We start from the raw sequence: 23,251 nt of genomic DNA, 5'->3' as shown, positions 1-23,251 counted from the left end.
CTTGCTTGCAATCTCTTACTAATGGATGGTCAGCGCAGTTTTGCCATTAATGCTGCGACGCATCAATTCTTTGCATTCTGCTGAGTTAACTAAAGTATTAGTATCAAGAATATCTCCTTTTTCTGACGAAAACCTAGTAAAAGTTTCTAACCAGTTCAAGACTGTTTCTGTTGTTGAAAAAGGCGTGCAATTCAAGGATTCTTTAATAAAGTTAGCCATCCCCGCCCTATCGCCTTTGCAATAAGCGTACCACCCCTCCCACAATAAGTGTTTGTACTGCATCTGACTTTTGACATCACTTTCTCTAACCATAGCTTGCGAAAACTTTAATCTTTCCAATTCACTCTGAGTCTGATGGAGGTGTAACTTTAATCTTTCCAATTCACTCTGAGTCTGATGGAGGTGTAACTGGGATTGTTCCAATTCACTCTGAGTCTGCTGCTGGAGTGCTTGGGATTGTTCCAATTCCCTCTGAGTCTGATGGAGTTGTAACTGGGATTGTTCCAATTCCCTCTGAGTCTGTTGCAATTGCAACAGAAATTCTGCCACTTCACTCTGAGTTTGTTGTAACAGAGCCTTGTTTTGCTCGAATTCTGTCCGCGTTTCATAGGACATATTGTATAACAGAGGACTCGACTCGACATTTAATTTTAAGTGAAAGTCACTTGAAAGCTGGGAAAGTTCGATAACGGCGATCGCATTTGCTTGAGAAAAAGGCGAGCCGTATTCCACATAACTAAGTTCAAGAGCATCTAACTCTTCCCAAAGCACCTTAAAACTACTGCCATTTTTTTCTCTGTCTATTAGCTTTAAGCAATTAACTGAGACTGCTTCTTTAGGAATTCCATATTTTTTAGCTAACATATACAAATACTCTTTACTAAACTGAATATACCATTCCCCATCTATAAATTTTCCAAAAGTAACGGTAATCAAAGCTTGGCCATCAGGAGTAAGTAGGTCGTCTATCTTAGCAATTGCTTTTAAGAGACCTTCAAAATCCCGGTTTTCTTCCTGCTCTCCATATCCACCAGAAGGATCTCCTTTTTGTTCAATGTCTTCGACTCTAAAAAGTGAGACAATCGCGTCGTACTTTTTGTCAGACGGCAGGTTCATTAAGTTTTCATTATCTACCCTTACTTCTACTTCAAATTTATCGACAATTCGTCTTGATGTTATACTAAGCCTTTCACTCAAATGATTTTCATAATGAGATAGTACATTCCCAACTTCAAGTATGCTTGCTGGTTGGTTGAGAGCTGCAAGGAAGTTAAAAGCAATAGGTATCTCTACTGCTCTTTCGGTAGGGTTATTAAATCTTATCCTGTTGTAATAAAACTCTTGTTTATTGAAGACAAACGTTCTTTTCCCTTCTTTCATGCTGGGTTCTCCTGTTTGTCCTACATTATTAAAATTAGTCGGTTTTAAGATTTGTGTGAATTGACGCAATTGATACTGATACCTATTCCCTTCCGCCATAATGGGCTGTCTTAAAATTGACTCTTTTCTACGGTTGGCTCTCAGATTTAATCCCTCTTGATAAAGAGCCAAATCTTGTTGATTGTTCTCTACTAACTTATCGATAATTTTATGATTAGCAAATACTTTTTGTATATTTTCGTGATATTTAGGATTTGGGTTCCTATTTTCATAGGACTTACGAAAATTTTTCCCTCCTAGCATAATTTTAAGTTCAGCCAAGTCTTCTTGGAAAAATTCTTGTAACCCGACAAAATAAAAATTACTTAGATTTTTTCCACAAGTATGTTGGTATAATATATTTCTTACCTTTGGTTGTTCGGCAAACTCATCTATTCCCCTTCTTGAAGTTTGTATTTTCCCTACTATTGTGTGATTATTATTTATTAAGGGAAGATGCAGCCAATAAAAATATAGAGAAACCAATAAATGTACCAGGTGTCTCAACCAGATTATCCTTTTGACCTCCCGAAAAATTTTATCATACTTGGCGATCGAAAAATGACCGTGAATCACTCTAAATTGTGATGGTATTTCCGCAGGTTGATAGACTCTAGGTAGAGAATCCTCTAGATAGTCATAGTAAATATGTTTGCCACCATAAACTTGGTTTAAAATAACTTGAAATGTTGCTCCTGCTGTTTTTGGGACGTGAACAACGATTTGTTCAACCACGATAATACCTGCCTTTTTATCTAACAATCTTGACTTTACTCTAACAATTTTTACCAGCTATGAAATAAATTTCCTATATCCCGATCGCCCTTAACTCGATATATTTCTGTTGCCACATTAAACACCTCACCTTCACTTACACTTAATCTGCAAGCCCACCCAATTTTTCCATAAATGCTCCCCAAGCGTATCTTAATACAGCAATTTCCGTTAGTCTGTTAAGACTGGCGTCTAGCGCTATATGTTCCTGGTTTAATCTGGCATCAAGCACTGTCGCCAGAATTTCTGACAACGCATCATGAATTTCACCTGTTACACTTACCCAGCCCTCTGGCTGTTCGTGCTACAACATCAAGTACATCGCCTCTCAAGAGTCCGAGATTCAACCACAGTTTACACTAAGGTTAGGTCATTAAGGTTACATCTTGTCAAAGGTACACAACTTAGTGTAACCTGAAGTGGCTCATCAGCTTAGCACGATTGACATTAACTCAAGATGGAAGCGAAAAAAACTGCCGTTGATTATTTGGACGAGGGCGATCGACTTCTAGAGTCAGGGACTCTGGAGGACGCGATAGCAGCTTTCCGCCGTGCCATTGAGTTAAATCCTGACCTCTCCTGGTCTCACCACAAGTTAGGGGAAGCTCTAGGGAAACTAGGTCAATTCGAAGAAGCAATCGCCTCTTATCGCCACGCTATAGAACTAAACCCGGATTTTTCTTGGTCTTATCATCACTTAGGGGATGCTTTAGAACGACGGCAACAATGGGAGGAAGCGGTTGTTGTCTTTCGTAAAGCCATTGAACTCAATGCCGATCACTTTGGTTCGTATGTGGGATTAGGAAAAAGTTTAGAAAAACTGGGTCAGCTAGATGAGGCGATCGCGGCTTATCGCCGTGCTACTGAGCTTGACCTAGAGACCGATTGGATTCAGTATAAGCTGGGGGAATTGCTGCAACAGCGAACTCAGTTGGATTTGGAAGGGGCGATCGCGTCTTACCGTCGAGCCATTGAGTTAAATCCTGATGATGTGCCAGCATACCGCAAGCTCCTACAGATACAGCCAGATAACTTTGAAGTCTGGTTGCAGTTAGGGGAAGCATTGGTGAAACAAGAGCAGTGGGAAGAGGCGATCGCTCCTTATCGCCGCCTTACTGAGTCAAATCCTGATGATGTGCAAGCTCATTATCGCTTAGGGGAATTATTAATTAAACAGGGGGATTTAGAAGGCGCGATCGATACTTTGCGTCATGCTCTTGAACTGAGTCCCAACTCAGACCAATCTTACTATAACTTAGGAGAAGCAGTAGCAGCTCAAGGAAACACAACTGAGGCCAGCCTCTGTTACTACAAGGCTTTCAAGCTAAATCCCAATAATATGCAAGCTAATCAAAAGCGGCCTCGCATTTATGACTGTTTTGCCTTTTTCAATGAATTAGATGTTCTCAGAATTCGGATAGAAGAACTCAAGGATGTTGTAGATAAGTTTATTTTAGTAGAAGCTACAAAAACCTTTAGTGGCAACCCCAAGCCACTTTATTACCAAGAATTTAGCCATGAGTTTGCTGAGTATCAGGATAAAATCATTCACTATGTTGTTGATGATATGCCTGAAATTGACTACAGTCAACCTGTTCATCTCCAAGCATGGCCTCTTGACGTTCACCAAAAAAACTGCATAAGTAGGGTATTAAATTCTCTTGAATGCAAAGATGAGGATATAATCTTAGTCAATGACTGTGATGAAATTCCCCGAAAAGAAAAGCTGAGTGAAGCTATTGAATTACTTAAAGATAATGAGTTTGTCATATTTGTTCAAGATTTGTATCACGGTCATTTAAATAACATCGCCAGTGAGTGGTGGTGCGGAACAGTTGCTTGTAAATATAAAGACTTCAAAGTTAGAACTTACACTAAAGTTAGGTATTCAGACAAAATAAACACAGGGTTAGACATGGGCGATCCTGCTTACAAGCGTTCGGGATACATCAATAGCAACCAGTATTTTGAACATCCATACCTAGTTAAGAGTGGCTGGTCATTTAGTTGGTTTGGTTCAGAAGTATCCCGTCGGTACAAATTGCAAAGTTTTGCACATAAAGAAGGGGATGATTCACAAGCAAGAAGAATTGAAAAAATAAAATATGACGTATGTAGACCCAGCTTGGAGATGGAATCATCAGGTGAGTTTTATTTCGATGTCAGAGACATAGAAGGTAAAGATGTGCCGGAATTTTTAAGAAAAAATATCCACAAGTATCGGCATTTTCTTCAAGCCAGGCAGACAGCATTGATGGCTAAAATTGGGGGAGATTTTAAACAAGTTGAGACTCAACTAAACCTTCTTAAGAATGAAGCCATAAAACTAAAAGTTTACCTAGAAAATGGGATTCAAAATCTACTCAAAATTTGTGAAATTTTGGCGGAAAAGGGTGAATTGGTAGAAGCGATCGCACAATGGCGACAGCTAGTAGAGCTTTACCCCGAAGTGACCAGCCAGAAATGTTTTTTAAGCAACTTGGAGGGGATAAAGACTTTCTGGATCAACCCAGAAGATTATACTTTAATTTCAGGACAGCTTATGCAAACAGAAGCTGGTCAGCAGCTAGTTATCCCCGTAGGAAATTATGGCCAAATTTGCTATGGACCTTATATCAGTTTGTTAGCTGGTTTATATAGAGTTAAGATCGGCCTGGAAAAGGCAAATTTTAGTGTGAATCAAGGGAACGAATCTGAACAAGTTTGGTTTAAGTTTGATGTTTGTGTAAATAAAGGCTGCGTAGTTTATGAAGAAAATGTTTATCTAAAAAATCAAAAAGAGCATGAATTTTTCATAGATTTTGTCTATGCTAAAGATTTAGAAGTTAGGTTTTGGGCAACAGGTCTATTCTTTTCTGTTAACTTTATAGAACTAACTTTAATTCATCAAACTGATGTACATAAAAATAGCGAAATTTACGAAGATATCTGGAAGGGATTAAATCAACTAGAACATCTTGAGGAGGATAAGCCTGATTTGCTAACAGAAATCGACCCAGAAGCAGCGTTCCAATATTTCCAACTAGCCAGCAGATATAGATTTATCACCCTGCAATTCTTAACTGATGACGACAAAAACTATCTGGAAAAAGTGGGGTTGTCCTTAGCCAATTTGGAATTAATAGCACAAGACAACTTTGCTTTGGAAGAAAACTATATAAATAGTTTTGATGAAACTATAAAAAAACAGCTTCTCCCTCAAAGTAACTTCACTCTTCCTTACCAGCAAGTTCTAGTAGAAACTGGTTATATTTATTCATTGTGTCCTTTCAGTTCAAAGGTTATGCGGTCTAATCAATCCTTCGTGATCAATCATCAAGAGGTTGGACATCACGACTTGCAGGGTTTTATTTATCGCTTTGTGGGAAATGAAGTGTTCTATTTGATGAATGGCTGTGTTATGGGGGAAAAGCTTTTGATTTACTTACCAAATCGAGAGCTAATTATTAATTTCAATCATGCATTAGTACCTTTTGCCCGTCCTGAACAAAGTATAAATAAGTTCAAGGCTTATATGGTTAGTTATTGGCAGCAAGTCAAATCTTATTTACAAAATGAAGAAAAAAAAGTAGTTGATGTTGTAGGTTTAGGGTTCAACATTGGGCATTATTTATGGCAGGACGTGGCTGCTATTGACAGTCTCTCTAGAAATGGCAAGTTATCCAAAGTCGATAAAATTTTAATTGGTCCTGGGGAATACTTCAGTATCGGGGATATTTTTCCAGAAATTTTGCCTGAAGACCTAATTTATGTTAAGGATGTTTGGGATGTTTTTAAAAGGGTAGTGGATAATAATTATGTTGCTTTCAGAGCTAATGCTAGATTTATAGAAGAGCCGTTAATAAACAGAATATGTGAGGTTTCACTGAAAAAATGTACTCCAGATTTTTTGAACGAAGTGGAAAGAGCTAAGGCTCATTTTCCGCTTCTGGGTGTCCAAATTCGCACCAGTAGTAGGGTATGGCTAGGTCAGGCAAAAGGAATAGCAAATATTATCCAAAGTCTGTACTCAGATTTTCCGAATTTGGGAGTTGTGTTTGATGGGTGGTCTCTTAGCGGAAAAGAGGATTCTGATAGTGTGAGTTGGTCTATGATAGAAAGCGAAAAAGCGGTAATGGCAGAAATACTTTCTGTTATAGATCCGGCTATAAATACCTACAGTGCGATCGGTGCTACAACTTACGAAACAGTCGTTTGGGCTAAGGCTATAGATTTGCACATATCACCAGTAGGGGCCGGACTGATCTATCCCTCATGGATCGCTAACAAACCAGGCGTCTTGCATGCACACACTCAAGTTCTCAATTATGAGGATGTCAGAACACTTCAGTCTGGGCGCTCAGAGCTACCCTATTTTGACAAGCTCATACCACAAGTATTCATACCAAATGATAGTGTCGTTGATTATGGCGACTGCAATTATGATTGTGATTGGAAAGTAATCTATAATGAAGCGGTTAAACTAATAGAAAAGTTAAGTCAGGAGCGACAATAATATTTCAAACAAAAATATTTATTAAGAGGGTACCAGCCTCTTAATAATTTGCTAAATACGAGCCATCAGACCCAAGTTGGCAATTTCTCAACTCTATCCTTACAGTCTCCGCAACCACGCTCCAGGCCAGTGAGTCACATTCTCCGTCAAATCGCTCTCGCTAAACGGCCATTTAGGTTGCTCCAATACAAACTCTGGATGTTTTTCTGCAAACTCAGCAGCCGCAGCAGTAGGATGATCCCACTTCCACTCAGGATTCCCGCGCGGCACATCATCCAAATCCTTCATAATTCCATCGGTGGCAATTATATAGGAACCTGGTGTCACAAAACTCGAATAAGCCTCTAACTCATCAGCAACGTGCTGTTTTGTGTGACACGAGTCAAGAATTACCAAGACAGTCTCCCCTGGATTTACCAGTTTTTTCACCTCATCTACAATACTGGTATCTGTAGAACTGCCTTCAACTAAAGTAATGAACGATGACAGTTCGTGTTCCTCTATAGCCTTGCGATTGTGGGGACGAATTTCAATATCAACTCCTACAACCCTACCCTTCCCCATTGCTTTAAAAAGGCTCGCGTAATAAATCAGCGAGCCTCCGTGAGCCACCCCGGTTTCAATAATTACATCGGGTTTAACCTGATAGATAACTTCCTGAATGCGAATCAAATCTTCAGGAAGTTGCAGCAAAGGGCGACCCAGCCAACTAAATGTATAAGAATATTTCTGATTCCATCCAATTTTAACCCACTGAAGCGATATCAGTTCAAAAGCCTCTTTTGTATAAAGGCTTAATACCTGCTGCTGGTTATCAATCTCACAAGTGAGTGTTTTTTCAGTCGTATCAATTATGATTTTCATAACTTACTCCACTAATAGGTCAATGTTTAAGTTGGATGCCTTTAATAAGACTAGATTTTCTTGATAATAATTCGGGTTCATCAAAATAGCAGTTGTAATTTCTCGATTTGCTATATCCTGATAGCTGACAATAGGATGAGCAGCCCCGGGAATATATTTACCTTGTTTATTCGGGTTCAGGTCAATAATGCAATCAATCCATTTACGATCGGGATCGATCAGATTAGCAAAAGTTACACCTTTAGCTCCAGCCCCCCAAAGAGCCACTTTGCCTTGGTTAGCTAATTTTTGAATCTTAATTTCCCACTTGTTAAGCAGTTCACGTTCTGATGTCGCAAACTGCTTAGCTAAAGTTGAAATGAGTGCTGGTTGTTTCGTGACAGCAGGTTCTACTGACGGAATCGTAGCTTCTAACCATAGATATTGCCCTTGAAATATATGATCTACGCTCTTAACCTGAAAACCAGATACTTCAAAAGCCGTCGCTAGAGACTCTGCTGTAAAGTAGGAACAATGTTCGTAGAAAAAATCCCATATTACTTGATTGCGGAGGATCCACTCAACGCAAGGTGTTTCAAAGAAAACGCGAGCGTTAGGAGAATGAACTAAAGCTTGTCGGACAGAAAAGAGTAAGCTCAAAGGATCGGGAATGTGTTCGATCGCGTGGCGACAAACAACCACGTCAGCATGAATATTAGCACACTCTGAGTCATAGTAACGCTTCTCAAACTTCAGGCGGCCGTCAAGAATAGTTTCTTCCCCGACATAACTTGGGTCAAACCCATAACCCTGATTTCCCCATTCCTCAGATTCTACTAGCTTCCTTAAAAATGAACCATTACCGCAGCCCACTTCCACAATCGAGCAATTTTGAACATTTTTATCATAGATTAGAGACCGGGCCAGTTCGGAAATATAACTCTCAAAAGATGGCGAATAAGTCTGGCTGTTATCATAATCTTTGCCATAGCTTAACTTGGAACCATCAAAATCAGCATTAAAAATAAATCCACAGTCTTCACAAACTGCTAGACTCAGACTTCCGCGATTAATTTCTAGAGCAGATATGCGATCGACCATCACTAGGTTTTGATGAACGGGTACGCTACCTCGAAGCAAAAATGGGGATACTAAGTTGGAACTACAAACAGGGCATCTCTGCATATTTAAAACTCATTTTCAGGTAAAATTTTAGATTTTATCTAGGTGTTAACTTCCTTATTTGAAAAAAAATAGTGACTAATTGCTCAATTTACAATCCTGTATTATTTGAGTTTCCCACCCGATTATAGCTTGCCTTAATCCCATATCTAAGCTCAACTTTGGCTGCCAACCCACCTCATTCGATAAGCGACGCACATCAGCCACTAACAAGGGTGGTTCTTTCGCAGCAGACGGTACAGCACCTAACTGCACTAAGTCGGGTTTTCCGATTAAATCAGCTATTTTATAAACAACATCTTTAATCGCGATCGCCTGTCCCGATCCAATATTAACAGCACCCGTCACCTCACTCTCCAAAAGAGCCACAAAAGCATCAGCCACATCCTGTACATACAGAAAATCCCGGATTTGATTACCGTGAGAGCAGCGAGCAGGCTCTCCCTTTAAGAGAGAAAGAATTACTGAAGAAACCAGCCGATTTGGATACTCGTAAGCACCGTAGGGAAAGAAAATACGTCCCCAAGCACTGCTGAGACTTGTCGTCTCGGAATAGGAGTTCACTATCTCCTGCAAAGCTTTTTTACAAATACCGTAGGGAGTATCTGGATTTCTAGGCGTTACAAATTCCGAGCAATAACCATACTTCCAATCATACTCGGCGCAGGTTCCGCCCATCACTACTCTTTCGCCCCCTTGCTCTCGAAATTGCCTCAATAATTCCAAACTTGCCTGAACCCACAAAAAGTTATCTTGAGATTTCCAATATTGACCGGGTACAGTATAACACCAGGCAAAGTGCAACAAATGTGTTGGCTTTACTTGACAAACTAGCTCTTTAATGGATGTATGATCTAACAAATTGCCCAGATGCCACGTACAGTCAGAACTTAAAGTCGGTAAAGTCTTAGAAGCGACAGCATGAACCTCAAACCCGCGTTCCACCAGCGTGTTGAGCGAGTGTCTGCCAACAAAACCCCCCGCACCGGTAACCAGCACTTTTTTCATAGCACAAAATCCGTGAAACTTCGATCTTTTTCCGAAATCACGCGCTGAGATATCTCCGGCCAATCAATACTAAAACTCGGATCGTCCCACCGCACTCCCCTTGCTAATTCAGCATAATAAAATTCCGACATCTGGTAAAAAACTTCCGTATTATCTGCCAAAGTTTGACAGCCGTGAGCCATACCTTCAGGAATATATATCATCTTGCGATTTTGCGAGTTTAGCTCTATTGCAAACCAGTCTTTAAAAGTAGGAGAATCGGGACGCAAATCTATAATTACATCATAAATTCCCCCTTTGATACATCTAACCAACTTCGCTTCCTCGTGAGGTGTAGCCTGGTAGTGCATCCCCCGCAAAGTACCTTTCTTCAGGTTAAAAGAAATATTGCACTGCACTAGGTTAGGATTCAAGCCAAACTCTGTAAACTCCTTTTGACACCAACTGCGGGCAAAAAATCCCCTCTCATCTGCTAGGGGCTCTACCTCAATAACATAAGCTCCCTTAAGCTTTGTTTCAGTAAATTTCACGATATTACCTCCACTTGAGGAATCAGCACCACAAACTTACCTCCCCACTCGCGGATATAATCCATCTGACTTACTATCTCATCTTTAATGTTCCAAGGCAAGATAGCCAAATAATCGGGTTTAGTCTCACGAATTTGATCTGGATGATATATCGGAATCTGAGTTCCCGGCAAAAACAAACCCTGCTTGTGCGGGCTTAAATCCACCGTATAATCTATCAAATCCGTGCGGATACCGCAATAGTTCAGCAGCGTATTAGCCTTCGCCGGCGCACCGTAGCCGGCAATTGATTTGCCCTGGTTTTTGGCATCAATTAGGAAACTGAGGATTTGGCGCTTGGTAGACTTAACCTGTTCGCCAAATCCTACATAAATTTCAATCTGATTTAACCCTGCTTGCACTTCCTTAGCTTTGAGTTGGGAAATGCGATCGCCAACTGCTATACTCTCAAAATCCTCATGCCTCCCGTAAATCCGCAGAGAACCGCCGTGGGTCGGTAATTCTTCCACATCAAACAAAGTTAAACCGTGACTTGCAAAAACTTTCTCAACCGTCAACAGCGAAAAATAAGAGAAATGCTCGTGGTAAATCGTGTCAAACAGATTGTGTTGAATTAATTGCCATACATGAGGAAACTCCATTGTCAATACGCCGTTTGGTTTCAGGAGAATTTTCATCCCCGCCACAAAATCGTTCAAGTCAGGCACATGAGCCAACACATTATTGCCCAGCAACAAATCTGCCTGTTTGCCTTCTGAAACCAACTCTTTAGCCGTTTCCACGCCAAAAAAATTGACTAAAGTTGGAACCCCTTTTTCCTCAGCTACCTTAGCTACATTTGCAGCAGGTTCAATCCCCAATACAGGAATTCCTTTCTGCTGAAAATACTGGAGTAAATAGCCATCATTGCTAGCAAGTTCAACTACATGACTGTTGGCGTCAAATCCAAAGCGCTCCACCATCAAATCAGTGTAATTCTTGGCGTGGCGCAGCCACGAGTCTGAATAGGAAGAAAAATAAGCATAATCGCTAAAGATGCTATCCGGCGATTCAAACTCTTCTAACTGGACTAAAAAACAATTAGCACAGACATAAGTGTGAAGTGGATAGAATTTCTCTGCACAATTCAGATGCTCTTGAGATAGAAAAGCATTCGCCAGCGGCGACATCCCCAGATTTACAAAAGTATGCTCTAATAGGTGACTGCAAAAACGACATTTAGATGGCACAGAATTAGCCCCCTTGACTATCAAATAAGAGAAAGAAAATTAAAACCCCAGTCACAGAAATCCTCCATCACACGCTGATGACACAGGTATTTTCCTCCCTAAAAAATTTTTTATACCATTCAATTGTTTCTTTCAACCCTTCTTCTAGAGGATATTTAGACTCCCAACCGAGCATTTTTCGCGCCTTATCTGCCGAGAGATACTGATGTTTGATTTCATTCTGGGCCCTATTCAATACGACAGGCTCCAAATGACTCTTACCCATCAATTTCAAAATATGATCTACCATGCCCCGCACAGAAATTTGCAACTCGTTGCTGAAATTAAACGCCTCTCCCAAAACTTCTTTCCTGTCCATTTGTTCCGCCAAATGGAGATAAGCTAAAACCCCATCTTTCGCATAGAAATAGTCGCGGATAAAAGTGCCATCACTGCGGATGACTACCGGCTTGTCTCGTAATGCCGATCGAATTGTACACGGAACGATGCGATTAAAATTCAAGTCTCCCCCGCCGTAAAAGTTCCCGCAGCGCGTAATGCACACGGGCAAACCGTAACTGACGTAGTAAGCCCGACTGATTAAATCAGCACAGCTTTTAGAAACATCGTAAGGGTGTTCTCCTTGCAGCGGAGTTGTTTCGCTATAAGGCAACACAAGCTGGTCTCCATAGGCTTTATCGCTGGATGCTATGACAATTCGACTCACACCTCCAACGCGGCGACACGCTTCTAGAATATTCCAAGTGCCTTTAATATTCGTTTCAAAAGTGGCCAGGGGTTCTCTATTTGCAACTCCCACAATTGTCTGAGCTGCTAAATGAAACACCGTATCTACTTCATACTCATTAATCGTTCGTTCTACCGTTGACAAATCTTCGACACAACCGCGAACGATATTAATTTGCCGATACCACTCTCCAGCATAAAGTCGGGATTGAGGTACCAAGTCACGGACTAATCCCGTTACCAAGGCTCCTCTTTCCAGCAACTCAGCCACTAACCAGTTACCCAAAAGACCTGTGCAACCTGTTACCAACACAGATCGATCGCGCCAAAATTCACTCATTCCCACACCTTCCAAGGAGCCTCTCCATTATCCCAAAGTTCATTCAAATATTTATACTCGCGGTAAGTATCCATCGCAAAGAAGAAACCTTCGTGGCGGTACGCCATCAATTGTCCCTCTGCGGCTAACCGCTCTAGTGGCTCTCGCTCCAAAAAACAATCATCCCCGCTCAAATCCTCAAATATGCTGCGGTGAAGTATCAAAAATCCCGCACTAGCCCAGCCCTCTAGTTGAGGTTTTTCGGTGAATTCCAGAACTTTGCCTTGGTTGTCCACCTCTAAAATGCCATATCGAGATATCGGACGCACTGTACTAACAGTTGCTAGCTTACCATGAGCCTTATGAAAATCCACCAAAGCTCCAATATCGATATCAGCAACTCCATCACCGTATGTCACCATAAAGGTATCATGAGTAATGTATTTCTCCACACGTTTCACCCGCCCCCCAGTCATAGTGTCCGAGCCAGTTTCAGCCAGCGTCACCTTAAAGTCTTGCTCTTTATGATCCTCGTGATAAGTAATGCAATTCTGGCGACCCAAGCAAATAGTAAAATCATTATTCATAGCTTCATAATTCAGGAAATACTCCTTAATCATGTTGCCGCGATAGCCCAAACACACAATAAAGTCCAGGAATCCGTAGTGGGCATAGGTCTTCATAATGTGCCAGAGAATCGGACGCCCGCCCACATCAACTAGGGGCTTGGGGCGGAATTCTGTTTCTTCTCGGAGACGTGTCCCCAAACCGCCCGCTAATATAACTACTTGCATTTTTCGCCATCTTTCAAATGGTACACAATCACTTATAATTCAAAACAGGTACATGGCTCAAACAAAAAGCAATCTTTACATTGAGTCAGCCAGAAATCCGGTTTCTACGAAAAGTCTTCGGTTTGACAGCGAGATATGTATAAACAAACCGGGTTTCTCCGGCAAGCGCGAGCAAGTCCTGAGTGCTATATTTTCTATTCAAAACTCCTCACACTTTTTCCATCCTCGCTTCGACCATCATCCGCACCACATCGGGCATCTTATACTTCGCCTCCCACCCTAACTTTTGCTTCGCCTTACCCGGATTTCCCCTCCCAACTGCAATCTCCGTTGGTCTGTAGAGACTTGCATCGGTTACTAAATGTTCCTGCCAATCCAAACCAGCACAAACAAACGCTGTCTGCACAAACTCTTCCAAAGCACAACTTGCACCTGTGGCAATTACATAATCGTCCGGTTCTTCCTGCTGCAACATCAAATACATTGCCTCCACATATTCCGGTGCCCACCCCCAGTCTCGCTGCACTGAAATATTTCCCAAATGCAGTTTTTCCGAACTACCCGCAGCAATTCGGCAGACAACAGATACAATTTTTTGGGTAACAAACCTCTCCGGCCGCAGCGGCGATTCGTGATTGAACAGAATACCAGAACACGCAAACAAATTGTACGCTTCTCGATAATTGGCTACTTCCCAAAATGCCGTTGCTTTTGCCACGGCGTAAGGGCTTCTGGGGCGAAAAGGCGTATTTTCATCCGCTGCACTGCCTCCGGTATCCCCAAAACATTCGCTGGAACTGGCATTATAAAGTTTAATTTTTCCGCCTGTAAACCGAATTGCTTCTAACAGATTTAATGTGCCTGTGGCAATGCTTTCGAGGGTTTCTACGGGTTGTTCAAAAGACAGACCGACGGAACTTTGACCTGCTAGATTGTACACTTCGTCGGGCTGAATTTTCGCTAGAACCTGCAAGACGCTGCGAAAATCGTTGAGAGACATGGATTCTAGTTTTACTCTGTCTCGGATGCCCAAACGGGCCAGGTTTCCGAAACTAGACATTTGGGCGTCCCTGGAGGTGCCGCAAACTTCATAACCTCGATCGAGCAACAGTTTAGCTAAATAAGCTCCGTCCTGACCTGATATACCGCTAATTAACGCTTTTTTCATACCACATTTTACTTTCAAAAGTCTACCGTAGCTGTTGCTATTTTTCCAGTTGTTTAACTTTTATACTCGTAATTTTTATTCTTTTTAATATTTAAGATTTTCCGAGGACTTACCAGAGCAAGTTTCAGCGCTTACTACCAACCAACAACAAATTTATCATCAAGCAGACCCGAAAGCCCGATCGAAGTATGATTGCAAAAAGTTCTATCGATAGCTGGGAGTAGCAGCATACGGATATCGGGATCCGGACACGGCACTGCCGTGTCCCTACGATATTTCATCTTCTACTCGCCAACTATCAACTGCCAAAAGTCTCTACCGCTCGAAAACAGAAATAACCAGTTAGCTAGAAATCGACTCAAAAGTACAAACAAGTCAGCATTTTTACCTTCTGCCGAATGACTAAAGCCTTCTGCCTTCGGGTACTAGGCTTCCCACTTTTGGGCGACCAATTCAGCCAAGTCAACCACCCGCTGACTGTAGCCCCACTCATTGTCGTACCAAGCCAACAGCTTCACCATGTCGCCGTCCATAACTAGCGTCAAGCTGGAATCCAGGATCGAAGAAGAATCATTTCCGCGATAATCGCAAGAAACAAGAGGCAAATCGTTGTACTCCAAAATCCCCTTCATCGGGCCTTCGGCTGCTTCTTTGAAAACTTGATTTACCTGCTCGGTAAAAGTCTTTTTCTCTACCTGAGCCACAAAATCAACTACCGACACATTAGGAGTCGGGACGCGCATGGCGATGCCATTTAACTTACCCTTCAATTCTGGAATCACCAAAGCCACAGCTTGGGCCGCTCCGGTAGAAGTCGGCACAATATTCATCGCAGCAGCGCGGGCCCGGCGCAAATCTCGGTGGCTGGCATCCAGCAAGCGCTGGTCGCCAGTATAGCTGTGGGTAGTGGTCATCATGCCTTTGATGATGCCAAAATTTTCGTGAAGCACCTTCAGCACGGGAGCTAGGCAGTTAGTGGTACAGCTAGCATTGCTGATGACCGTGTAGTCACTGTGCTTGTAGGTGTCGTGGTTGACTCCCATCACGTAAGTACCGACCTCAGGTCCCTTGCCGGGAGCTGTAATCAGCACCTTTTTAGCGCCGGCTGTGATATGCTTCGATGCACCAGCCTGGTCAACGAAGACGCCGGTTGCTTCAATAATCAGATCAATACCCCAATCTTTCCAAGGCAGGTTGAGCGGATTGCGATCGCTCACGCATTTAACTGTCTTGCCGTTGAGAATAATCGAATTTTCATCCGTACTGATGTCCACATCCTTCAACGTTCCCATCATGGAATCGTATCTCAGCAAGTGGGCATTTGTTTTGGGATCGGAAGTGTCATTAATAGCTACCAGTTCGAGCTGGCTATCTTTTCTCCCCAGCCAGCAGCGTGCAAAACTGCGGCCGATACGCCCAAAACCATTGATCGCGACTCTAATCACCTTGTACCTCCTAACGATAGCAGCCCCTAGCTCAGGCTTAAATTTTGGAAAAATTTAAGAATTGACTTATGAGAGAAGATCATATCGCAAAGCTCGATCCTTTCTAACTTTTTGTGTTTCTCAAAAAAGCTGGAACTTTTTTAGAAGGCCCAAATCGCAAGCCAGAAGGCATTCGTCACATCGGCCGCTGGTTACTGGTAAAGTTGATGGGCCGCAATATAAGTCCGGACAACTTCCGGGACTAAGTAGCGGAGGTCGATCCTTTCGGCGCAGCAGCGGCGGATGTGGCTCGACGAAATCTCGATCTCCGGCATGGACAGCACCTCCCAGCGCATTTCCACGTCCAAAAGAGCCATTTGTTCGGCAACTCGAAAGCCCACAGCATTTGCCTGAACCTGCATCCTGTCCCCCCCGGAATCGAGGGGCTTTCCACCCGGATAATCTCCCCACTCGGACACTCCCCCAATCTCCACGGTTTCTCCTGTTTCCCTATCTCTCTGACTGGGACGCGGGGCGACCAACCAGTGGCACAACCCGGCAATTTCGCCGCACCGGTGCCATTTGGGGAGAGTAAGGAGTGCGTCGCTACCAATAATCCAGTACCAGCGCGAGCCTGGATACAATTTTTGCAAATACAGCAGGGTCTCAATCGCAAAAGAACTGCCTCTGGGATTTGCCTCCGGCGGCGAAAGTAGGAAGTCTGGGCGATCGCCGATTGCGAGAGCGAGCATTGCCCGCCGCTGCTCGAAACTTGCCAAATCCGGGCGCCCTTTGTGAGGAGGAGAGCGATCGGGTACCCAAATGACTCGATCGAGACCAAATTGACTTGCAGCTGTCTCTGCCACCAACACATGACCCCAGTGAACCGGGTCAAAAGTCCCCCCCAAAATCGCTATTTTCCGCATATTTCCCAAAAATCAGGATTAATACAGACATGGCGTAAATTTTATGTTTTTACGCTTGTGAGCAAACCTGACGGTCTAACGGTACTCCGTTAGACCGCAGGCTTCTTTTTCCCTCGAGGCAAGGGCTTTTTTGAGTGACCCAGAACCGCGGCCACTTTCTTCATTACTGTTTCAACGTGCCAGAAAGTACATTGAAAATCAGCATACTCCCCAAATATAATTGGCCCGATCGCCAACAAAGGGCCGCCACCCCCAGAGATCGAGAGGTGTGGAGCCCGGGTACGGCGGCTTATAAGGCCTCCTTTGACCGAAAGCAGCCTGGGTACAAGCCCCCGGATTCATTCCGAAAGCAGACTCAGGACGGAGGCAGAAAAAAGCTCCGAATCCCGATCGCGAGCCCCCGGATTTATCTGTGGGGTCGCTTTCTTCAATTCTTTAATCGAAAATCGAAAATCGAAAATCGATTGACTCCCCTCTCAATAAACGCCTTGGACGAATCGGCTGATAGTTAACCATAAGCTCGTTTATTATAAAACCCTGGCTTCACATCGGGGACAAACTCCTGGACGAACCTAGTTTTGACGATCGTCCTGGACGCTGAAACCTGGTTTTTTAACCCCCTTACTTCGTTCAAACCATCAATCCGAGTTAAGAAACCGATTTCCGAGTGTCCGAGTGAGTCTAGGACTGGAGGATTAACCTTGCCCCTATTAATCCCAACTTGGTTTGAGTGGGCGATCGACGGCCTGAGCATTCGTTTGTTGGCGGGCGAAAAAGTTTTGACCGTAGATATACTTAGCGCCGTGGTAAAAATCTTAAGGGCTGCCAAGAGCATCCCTCCGCTTCTCAATCCCACCCATTATCTGGTTTGAGCTATGGCTTTTCGACTAACTGCACAACTTGTATATATACAGCAGCTACCTATGTATATATACACAACAGCTACCTATGTATACATAAAAGACCGTAAAAATATATACTAGAACGGAGAGCGTGTCAATCTCTGAATTTGAGGAGAAAATGACCGTAAAAGTAGATTTATGACTATAAAATGAACGAAATTTTGTCATACGTGGTAGTGTTTGTAAATCCTTATGGGTTTTCCCTCAATCTTGGTAAAAAAGTGGTGGGGATTTTGCTGCGGTATCCCAGCACAGCAGGCGGATAGAAATAGAAAGAATGCAGGAGTATGCAACCACCCAAAATTAGTCTATTGGCCCAGACCCCAGACCCCGTTTTCTGTTACCTGCAATTTTCGAGCTGTGACTGTTCCGGAAAACTACTCGGTACTAAGTCATATAGGATACAAGAGAAACATCTCTACAAGTCCCGCAAATCTAGGGACGCGCAGAGAATTTTGTACAAAATCTCTAGCGAACTGTATCCTGAAAAAACAATTCTTGATATGATATCGCGTGTTATTGGCGTGGTGTGGTGTGTGAGGAGCGAAGATGCCGAGTTCTGTTGATTTCAGCGGTAGACCATTTCATTTTATCGGCATTGGTGGGATTGGGATGTCAGCCCTTGCCTACATTCTAGCTAAACGCAAGTTGCCTGTGTACGGCTCCGACATTAAATCGAGTCACATAACCGAGCGCTTGCAAGGAATGGGAGCTCATATTTTTTGGAGTCAAGACGCCAACAATTTTGAATTATTTCAAACGGCTCTTAACGGTAGCAGTCCCGACCGCGGGCCACAGGAAAGGACCGTATCCTCGGCAGTCGCTGGTACGGTAGGGGCTTCTGTCGCGACAGCCGAAGCTCTCCAATTGAACGGCAACCGTTCAAGCGCCCAAGCAATTGGGGGATTACCTCAAGTAGTATGTTCGACGGCAATTCACCCGGCAAATGCCGAATATCGAGCTGCTTTAGATTTGGGCTGTCCGATTTTTCATCGCTCGGATGTGTTGGCAGCGTTAATTCAAGATTACCAAAGCATAGCCGTAGCGGGGACTCACGGCAAAACTACTACGAGCAGCTTGATCGGCTTCATGCTGATGGCTGCGGGTCTAGACCCGACGATCGTGGTAGGAGGCGAGGTCAATGCTTGGGAAGGGAATGCCCGTTTGGGGGAAGGCCCCTACTTAGTTGCCGAGGCTGATGAATCCGACGGTTCTCTCGTCAAGCTGGTAGCCAAAATTGGCATAGTGACGAATGTGGAACTGGATCATCCAGACCATTACGATACCCTCGACCAGGTAATAGACACATTTAAGGTGTTTGCCCAAAACTGTCAAACCTTGGTGGGCTGCATTGACGACCAAATCGTCAAAGACTGCCTTGGGCCTCATGTCAGTTATAGCTTGCAGCCGGAAAGCGGTGCTGACTACACGGCTTCGGGCGTGGAGTACGGAGCCGAAAGCACCAAGGCCCGCATTTGGGAGCGAGGAGCTTTGCTAGGGGAAATGGAGTTGAAGTTGCTAGGCACACACAATCTCAGCAATGCACTAGCTGCGGTAGCAGTGGGTCGATTGTTGGGGTTAGAGTTTTCGGCAATTGCCACAGCGATTGCCGGGTTTGAAGGCGCTCGCCGCCGTTTTGAGGTGCGGGGTTTTCACAATGACATCCTGTTTGTGGACGACTACGCCCACCATCCCAGCGAAATTCGTGTCACCTTGGCGGCGGCTCGCTTGCGGATCGAAGCTAGCGAAAAGAATCCCAAATCCCGAAGAGTGGTTGCCATTTTTCAACCCCACCGTTACAGCCGGACTCTGACATTTTTGCCAGAATTTGCTCAATCTTTTGGGGATGCTGATTTGGTTGTGGCTTGCGATATTTATAGTGCTGGGGAAGCGAATTTAGGAGAGATTAGCGGGCAGCAGGTTGCTGATTTGATTGCTAAAGAAGGCCGAGAGGTTGAGTTTCAGTCTTCCCTGGAGTCGGTAAGTAAGTTTTTAACCGAAAATCTGCAACCCGGGGATTTGGCTCTGTTTTTGGGTGCTGGCAATCTGAATCAGATTATTCCAGAGGTTATGGCTTTTTATCAACAAGCAGATCGCCCGGATTAGCTCAACCGCTCGCCCCTTCGAGTCGATCGACAGCCTCTGCGGTGCAGGTTGTACCGACACTGCTGACTCGAGCGGCTCGATCAATTGGGCGGGATAAGTTAGGTAAAGGAATTTTCAACCACGTCTTCTCGAAGCAGGTATTTTTAAGGATTTTCAAGATGGTGACTATCTCGAATGACTCCTCTGTTAAGGACAATCGGCGAGTGTATTCTCCTATTTCTTTGCGGGGAACTGATTGCAAGATTAACTCCCAAGTTTCGCTGGCGGGCCTGACTTCGTTCCGAGTCGGTGGCCCTGCTGAGTGGTACGTTGCTCCCCGCAGTATGGAGGCTTTGCAAGCGAGTTTTGCCTGGGCACACGATGAAGGGGTGCCGGTGACTCTGCTGGGTGCGGGTTCTAATCTGTTGGTGAGCGATCGGGGTTTGTCGGGTTTGGTCGTCGCCACTCGCTACCTCAAACAGGTGAATTTTAATCCAGAAACAGGTCAACTTACAGCGGGGGCGGGGGAGTCAATTCCCCGCCTTGCTTGGTTGGCGGCTAAACGGGGCTGGAAAGGTCTCGAATGGGCAGTCGGCATACCGGGCACCGTGGGAGGGGCTGTGGTGATGAATGCAGGGGCTCACAGAGGCTGTACTGCTGATATTCTGGTCAACGCTCGCGTCCTATCCCCTGGTGGTAAGGTGGAAATTCTGACTCCCCAAGAGTTGGAGTACCGCTACCGGACTTCGGTGCTGCAAGGGGGCGATCGGCTAGTAACAGAAGCGACTTTCCAGTTACAGCCGGGATTCGACCGATCGCAAGTAATGGCAGAAACTAATAGCCATTTCAGCCAGCGGCGGACAACTCAACCTTACCACTTACCGAGCTGTGGCTCAGTCTTCCGCAACCCCGGCCCCAAAACTGCAGGTTGGTTCATCGAACAAGCGGGACTGAAGGGATACCAGATCGGCGGGGCGCAAGTCGCTCAGCGCCATGCTAATTTTATTCTTAACTGCGGGTCGGCAACGGCCAATGATATTTTTCAAGTGATTCGCCACGTTCAACAGCAAGTCGAGCAGCGGTGGTCGCTGTTGTTGGAGCCAGAAGTTAGAATACTGGGAGAGTTTCCCTTCTAAGGCATCATTGAAGTAATACGGAAACGGCAGACTGCCAGCCTACACACAATCAAAAAGTAGTTATGACAAAATCAGGACAAGGATTTGGCTTCGGCCTGGGCAAAATGAAAGAACTGACTGAAGCTTTCAAAAAAGCTCAGCAGGTTCAAGAAGGAGCTAAAAAGCTCCAAGAAGACTTGGATGTCATGGAAATTGAGGGAACAGCAGGCGGCGGCTTGGTCAAGGTTTTTCTCAGCGGCAACCAAGAACCCCGCCGCGTGGAAATTTCGCCGGATGCCCTCGGTGAAGGTGCTGATGTGGTTTCTGAACTCGTCACGGTGGCGATGCAGGATGCTTACACTAAGTCTACGATGACGATGCGGGAGAAAATGGAAGAACTCACCGGCGGACTGAATCTCCCGGGTTTCGGTTAGTCATTAGTTATCAGTCAATTGTTGACTGTTGACTGTTGACTGTTGACTGATTAAACTTTCTGGAAAACTGCTATAGTAAGGTGCGTCGCTGTTCCATGTTCGATGGAACTTGCAGATTGACTCTGAAAGCGACGCACCCTACAAATTAGCACTGTTTACTGTTGACTGACTAATAACTAATAACTAATAACTAATAACTACTAACTAATAACTACTAACTAATGACTAAATTATTATTTGTCTGTCTCGGAAATATCTGCCGATCGCCCTCAGCAGAAAATATTATGAATCACTTAATTGAACAAGCTGGTTTGAGCGATCGTATCACCTGCGATTCTGCCGGAACTGCTAGCTATCACGTTGGCAGCCCCCCTGACAGGCGGATGGCATTGGCGGCGAGGAAGCGAGACATTGAATTGTTAGGCGAAGCCCGCCAATTTAAAAGAGAAGATTTCGAGAATTTTGATTTGATTCTGGCGATGGATCGGGAAAATTATCGGAATATTCTTGCTCTAGATCATCCTGGAAAATATAAAAAAAAAGTGCGGCTGATGTGCGACTTTTGCCATAAATATGACCTGAAAGAAGTGCCAGATCCTTATTATGGTGGGCCGGAGGGATTCGATCGAGTAATTGATTTACTGTTAGATGCCTGCGAGGGTTTGTTGGAGTACGTTGTCAGTCAGGAAGGCTTAAGGGTTGGCGGTCAGAAGGAAAGTTAGAAAAGGGCGATCGACAGCTACTGTAAACTCTCGGTGCGATGGGACACTATATTTTATCTCTTCTTTGGAACTATAACTTAAATACTTCTGACAAATTTTCGCCTCAGTACGAGTAAGGCTGTAGGAGGAATAACGGCGATCGAAATCGTAAGTATAGAGACCGCAGAGTTTGCACCCCCACCCACTAAGATGATACTTGGAGACAGAGCAAAAGTTACGCTGGTCAAGACAAAATGGGGAGCATTGATACTCTAAGCAGCAATTGGCAGCAGAAGAGAGGGATACCAAGGCATTAGCCAAGGTGTAGCAAACAAAAATAAACTCAGAGTTATCCATCCCATCTCCGATACCAAATTGATTTCAGAATAGTTGTTGCGGAAGTATGATTTAAGTAACGTCAGTAGGTAGTAATATGAATTCCGGTTGCATTGGAATGATTAAACCGCAGAGTACGCTCCAGAACGCAGAGTTCGAGAACAGAGAGATGAATAATTCCGATGAAGGGCGGATTTGATATAAATCATCGAGATACAGTAGGAAAAACCTTTGAGGAAGGATAGGATACTTGGGCTGGTTTCAAGATTTATATTTGGGAAGAAGTTCCGACCTATATTTATCAGGGGGTGAAACTATCGATCTGTAGCCCAGACTACTCCGGGATTTAACAAACTTTTCCATGCTGCAACGGTTGGTAAAAATGTATAAGTAGGGAAGCTGCTATAGCCTTTCTCAGTAACATAAGGTACTATCTAGCCGTCCGCATAGGGCATAGGGCATACCTCACCACGCGATCGAACCGCTATAGTGGGGCCGCATATAGAATTTTCTGATTTTTTAAGTAATTGTTGATTATGCTGTTATCAAAGAAATGGGTTTAAAACCCCGTCCTTATAGGACGGCTTGGCAAGTAAAAGTATAAGCCTTAAGCCCTCTTTGTTGAAGAAATGTAAAAGATACAAACACGCAAGCACTTCACTGTCTACTAACAGTAGCCCAAAAAAAGGAGGAGTTGAACTTGTTAACAAACTATGTCTACAAGTTGCGACCAAATCAAACACAATAATTAAAAATGTCCCATTGGGTAGATATGCTGCGAAGCCACTTCAACTGGTGTCTTAATGACAGAATCACTCAATATAGTCAACAATTCATTCAA

Annotated in this window: 17 protein-coding genes; 6 read left to right on the top strand and 11 right to left on the bottom strand. The window is 43.9% G+C overall.

What is annotated here, in order from left to right; translation table 11 throughout:
* Positions 1-18: 18 nt before the first annotated feature.
* Entirely contained in the window at positions 19-2,154 is a 2,136-nt protein-coding gene (locus tag QUB56_RS24500; protein WP_332958756.1) for a hypothetical protein, read from the bottom strand.
* A 496-nt stretch (positions 2,155-2,650) separates the two neighbouring features.
* Between QUB56_RS24500 and QUB56_RS24495 the strand changes: the two genes are divergently transcribed.
* Positions 2,651-6,688: a tetratricopeptide repeat protein gene (locus QUB56_RS24495; RefSeq protein WP_332958753.1), complete on the top strand. Its 4,038-nt coding sequence runs from the start codon at positions 2,651-2,653 to the stop codon at positions 6,686-6,688.
* Positions 6,689-6,787: 99 nt separating this feature from the next.
* On the opposite strand, the gene QUB56_RS24490 is transcribed toward QUB56_RS24495, so the two are convergent.
* From QUB56_RS24490 to nadD, 10 genes are all read right to left on the bottom strand, one after another.
* On the bottom strand, positions 6,788-7,552 hold the full coding sequence (locus tag QUB56_RS24490) for a CmcI family methyltransferase (protein ID WP_332958751.1): 765 nt from the start codon (positions 7,550-7,552) through the stop codon (positions 6,788-6,790).
* Positions 7,553-7,555: 3 nt separating this feature from the next.
* Complete coding sequence (locus tag QUB56_RS24485) at positions 7,556-8,716, bottom strand: class I SAM-dependent methyltransferase (protein ID WP_332958750.1); 1,161 nt, start codon at positions 8,714-8,716, stop codon at positions 7,556-7,558.
* 75 nt (positions 8,717-8,791) lie between these two features.
* On the bottom strand, positions 8,792-9,721 hold the full coding sequence (locus QUB56_RS24480; protein WP_332958747.1) for an NAD(P)-dependent oxidoreductase: 930 nt from the start codon (positions 9,719-9,721) through the stop codon (positions 8,792-8,794).
* Positions 9,718-10,251 (bottom strand): dTDP-4-dehydrorhamnose 3,5-epimerase, encoded by a 534-nt coding sequence (rfbC, locus tag QUB56_RS24475; RefSeq protein WP_332958745.1) that lies wholly within the window; start codon positions 10,249-10,251, stop codon positions 9,718-9,720. Before rfbC ends, QUB56_RS24480 begins: the two co-directional genes overlap by 4 nt.
* On the bottom strand, positions 10,248-11,480 hold the full coding sequence (locus QUB56_RS24470) for a class I SAM-dependent methyltransferase (protein WP_332958744.1): 1,233 nt from the start codon (positions 11,478-11,480) through the stop codon (positions 10,248-10,250). The genes rfbC and QUB56_RS24470 overlap by 4 nt, the downstream gene beginning before the upstream one ends.
* A gap of 67 nt (positions 11,481-11,547) precedes the next feature.
* Positions 11,548-12,546: a GDP-mannose 4,6-dehydratase gene (locus QUB56_RS24465; RefSeq protein WP_332958742.1), complete on the bottom strand. Its 999-nt coding sequence runs from the start codon at positions 12,544-12,546 to the stop codon at positions 11,548-11,550.
* On the bottom strand, positions 12,543-13,319 hold the full coding sequence (gene rfbF / locus QUB56_RS24460) for a glucose-1-phosphate cytidylyltransferase (protein ID WP_332958740.1): 777 nt from the start codon (positions 13,317-13,319) through the stop codon (positions 12,543-12,545). The genes QUB56_RS24465 and rfbF overlap by 4 nt, the downstream gene beginning before the upstream one ends.
* Before the next feature lie 208 nt (positions 13,320-13,527).
* The gene (locus tag QUB56_RS24455; RefSeq protein ID WP_332958737.1) at positions 13,528-14,487 is read right to left on the bottom strand and encodes a GDP-mannose 4,6-dehydratase; all 960 of its coding nucleotides are present in this window, start codon (positions 14,485-14,487) and stop codon (positions 13,528-13,530) included.
* Between the two features lie 425 nt (positions 14,488-14,912).
* A complete protein-coding gene (locus tag QUB56_RS24450; protein ID WP_332958734.1) occupies positions 14,913-15,932 on the bottom strand; it encodes a type I glyceraldehyde-3-phosphate dehydrogenase in 1,020 nt (339 codons plus the stop codon).
* A gap of 191 nt (positions 15,933-16,123) precedes the next feature.
* Positions 16,124-16,837 carry a nicotinate (nicotinamide) nucleotide adenylyltransferase gene (nadD, locus tag QUB56_RS24445; RefSeq protein ID WP_332958733.1) on the bottom strand — a complete coding sequence of 238 codons (714 nt, stop codon included), beginning with the start codon at positions 16,835-16,837 and terminating at the stop codon, positions 16,124-16,126.
* Positions 16,838-17,538: 701 nt separating this feature from the next.
* On the opposite strand from nadD, the gene QUB56_RS24440 reads away from it, so the two are divergent.
* The 5 genes from QUB56_RS24440 (at position 17,539) to QUB56_RS24420 (ending at position 22,095) form a co-directional block, all read left to right on the top strand.
* Positions 17,539-17,709, top strand: a complete 171-nt coding sequence (locus QUB56_RS24440) for a hypothetical protein (RefSeq protein ID WP_332958731.1) — start codon at positions 17,539-17,541, stop codon at positions 17,707-17,709.
* Between the two features lie 579 nt (positions 17,710-18,288).
* A complete protein-coding gene (gene murC / locus QUB56_RS24435) occupies positions 18,289-19,845 on the top strand; it encodes a UDP-N-acetylmuramate--L-alanine ligase (protein ID WP_332958730.1) in 1,557 nt (518 codons plus the stop codon).
* Positions 19,846-20,003: 158 nt separating this feature from the next.
* A complete protein-coding gene (gene murB, locus QUB56_RS24430; RefSeq protein WP_332958729.1) occupies positions 20,004-20,960 on the top strand; it encodes a UDP-N-acetylmuramate dehydrogenase in 957 nt (318 codons plus the stop codon).
* A 62-nt stretch (positions 20,961-21,022) separates the two neighbouring features.
* Entirely contained in the window at positions 21,023-21,373 is a 351-nt protein-coding gene (locus QUB56_RS24425) for a YbaB/EbfC family nucleoid-associated protein (protein WP_332958728.1), read from the top strand.
* A 221-nt stretch (positions 21,374-21,594) separates the two neighbouring features.
* Positions 21,595-22,095, top strand: a complete 501-nt coding sequence (locus QUB56_RS24420; protein ID WP_332958726.1) for a low molecular weight protein-tyrosine-phosphatase — start codon at positions 21,595-21,597, stop codon at positions 22,093-22,095.
* Positions 22,096-23,251: the final 1,156 nt, after the last annotated feature.

This window comes from Microcoleus sp. AR_TQ3_B6, from assembly GCF_036702785.1.
In the GTDB taxonomy this organism is placed as follows: Bacteria; Cyanobacteriota; Cyanobacteriia; order Cyanobacteriales; family Microcoleaceae; genus Microcoleus.
This window is presented reverse-complemented; position numbering and strand designations above follow the sequence as displayed.

Excerpts from the sequence above, each read along its gene's own strand:
- QUB56_RS24495 (WP_332958753.1), top strand. The coding sequence starts at position 2,651 with ATGGAAGCGAAAAAAACTGCCGTTGATTATTTGGACGAGGGCGATCGA.
- QUB56_RS24490 (WP_332958751.1), bottom strand. The coding sequence starts at position 7,552 with ATGAAAATCATAATTGATACGACTGAAAAAACACTCACTTGTGAGATT.
- QUB56_RS24480 (WP_332958747.1), bottom strand. The coding sequence starts at position 9,721 with ATGAAAAAAGTGCTGGTTACCGGTGCGGGGGGTTTTGTTGGCAGACAC.
- murB (WP_332958729.1), top strand. The coding sequence starts at position 20,004 with ATGGTGACTATCTCGAATGACTCCTCTGTTAAGGACAATCGGCGAGTG.
- rfbF (WP_332958740.1), bottom strand. The coding sequence starts at position 13,319 with ATGCAAGTAGTTATATTAGCGGGCGGTTTGGGGACACGTCTCCGAGAA.
- QUB56_RS24420 (WP_332958726.1), top strand. The coding sequence starts at position 21,595 with ATGACTAAATTATTATTTGTCTGTCTCGGAAATATCTGCCGATCGCCC.
- nadD (WP_332958733.1), bottom strand. The coding sequence starts at position 16,837 with ATGCGGAAAATAGCGATTTTGGGGGGGACTTTTGACCCGGTTCACTGG.
- QUB56_RS24465 (WP_332958742.1), bottom strand. The coding sequence starts at position 12,546 with ATGAGTGAATTTTGGCGCGATCGATCTGTGTTGGTAACAGGTTGCACA.
- QUB56_RS24455 (WP_332958737.1), bottom strand. The coding sequence starts at position 14,487 with ATGAAAAAAGCGTTAATTAGCGGTATATCAGGTCAGGACGGAGCTTAT.
- QUB56_RS24425 (WP_332958728.1), top strand. The coding sequence starts at position 21,023 with ATGACAAAATCAGGACAAGGATTTGGCTTCGGCCTGGGCAAAATGAAA.
- QUB56_RS24485 (WP_332958750.1), bottom strand. The coding sequence starts at position 8,716 with ATGCAGAGATGCCCTGTTTGTAGTTCCAACTTAGTATCCCCATTTTTG.
- murC (WP_332958730.1), top strand. The coding sequence starts at position 18,289 with ATGCCGAGTTCTGTTGATTTCAGCGGTAGACCATTTCATTTTATCGGC.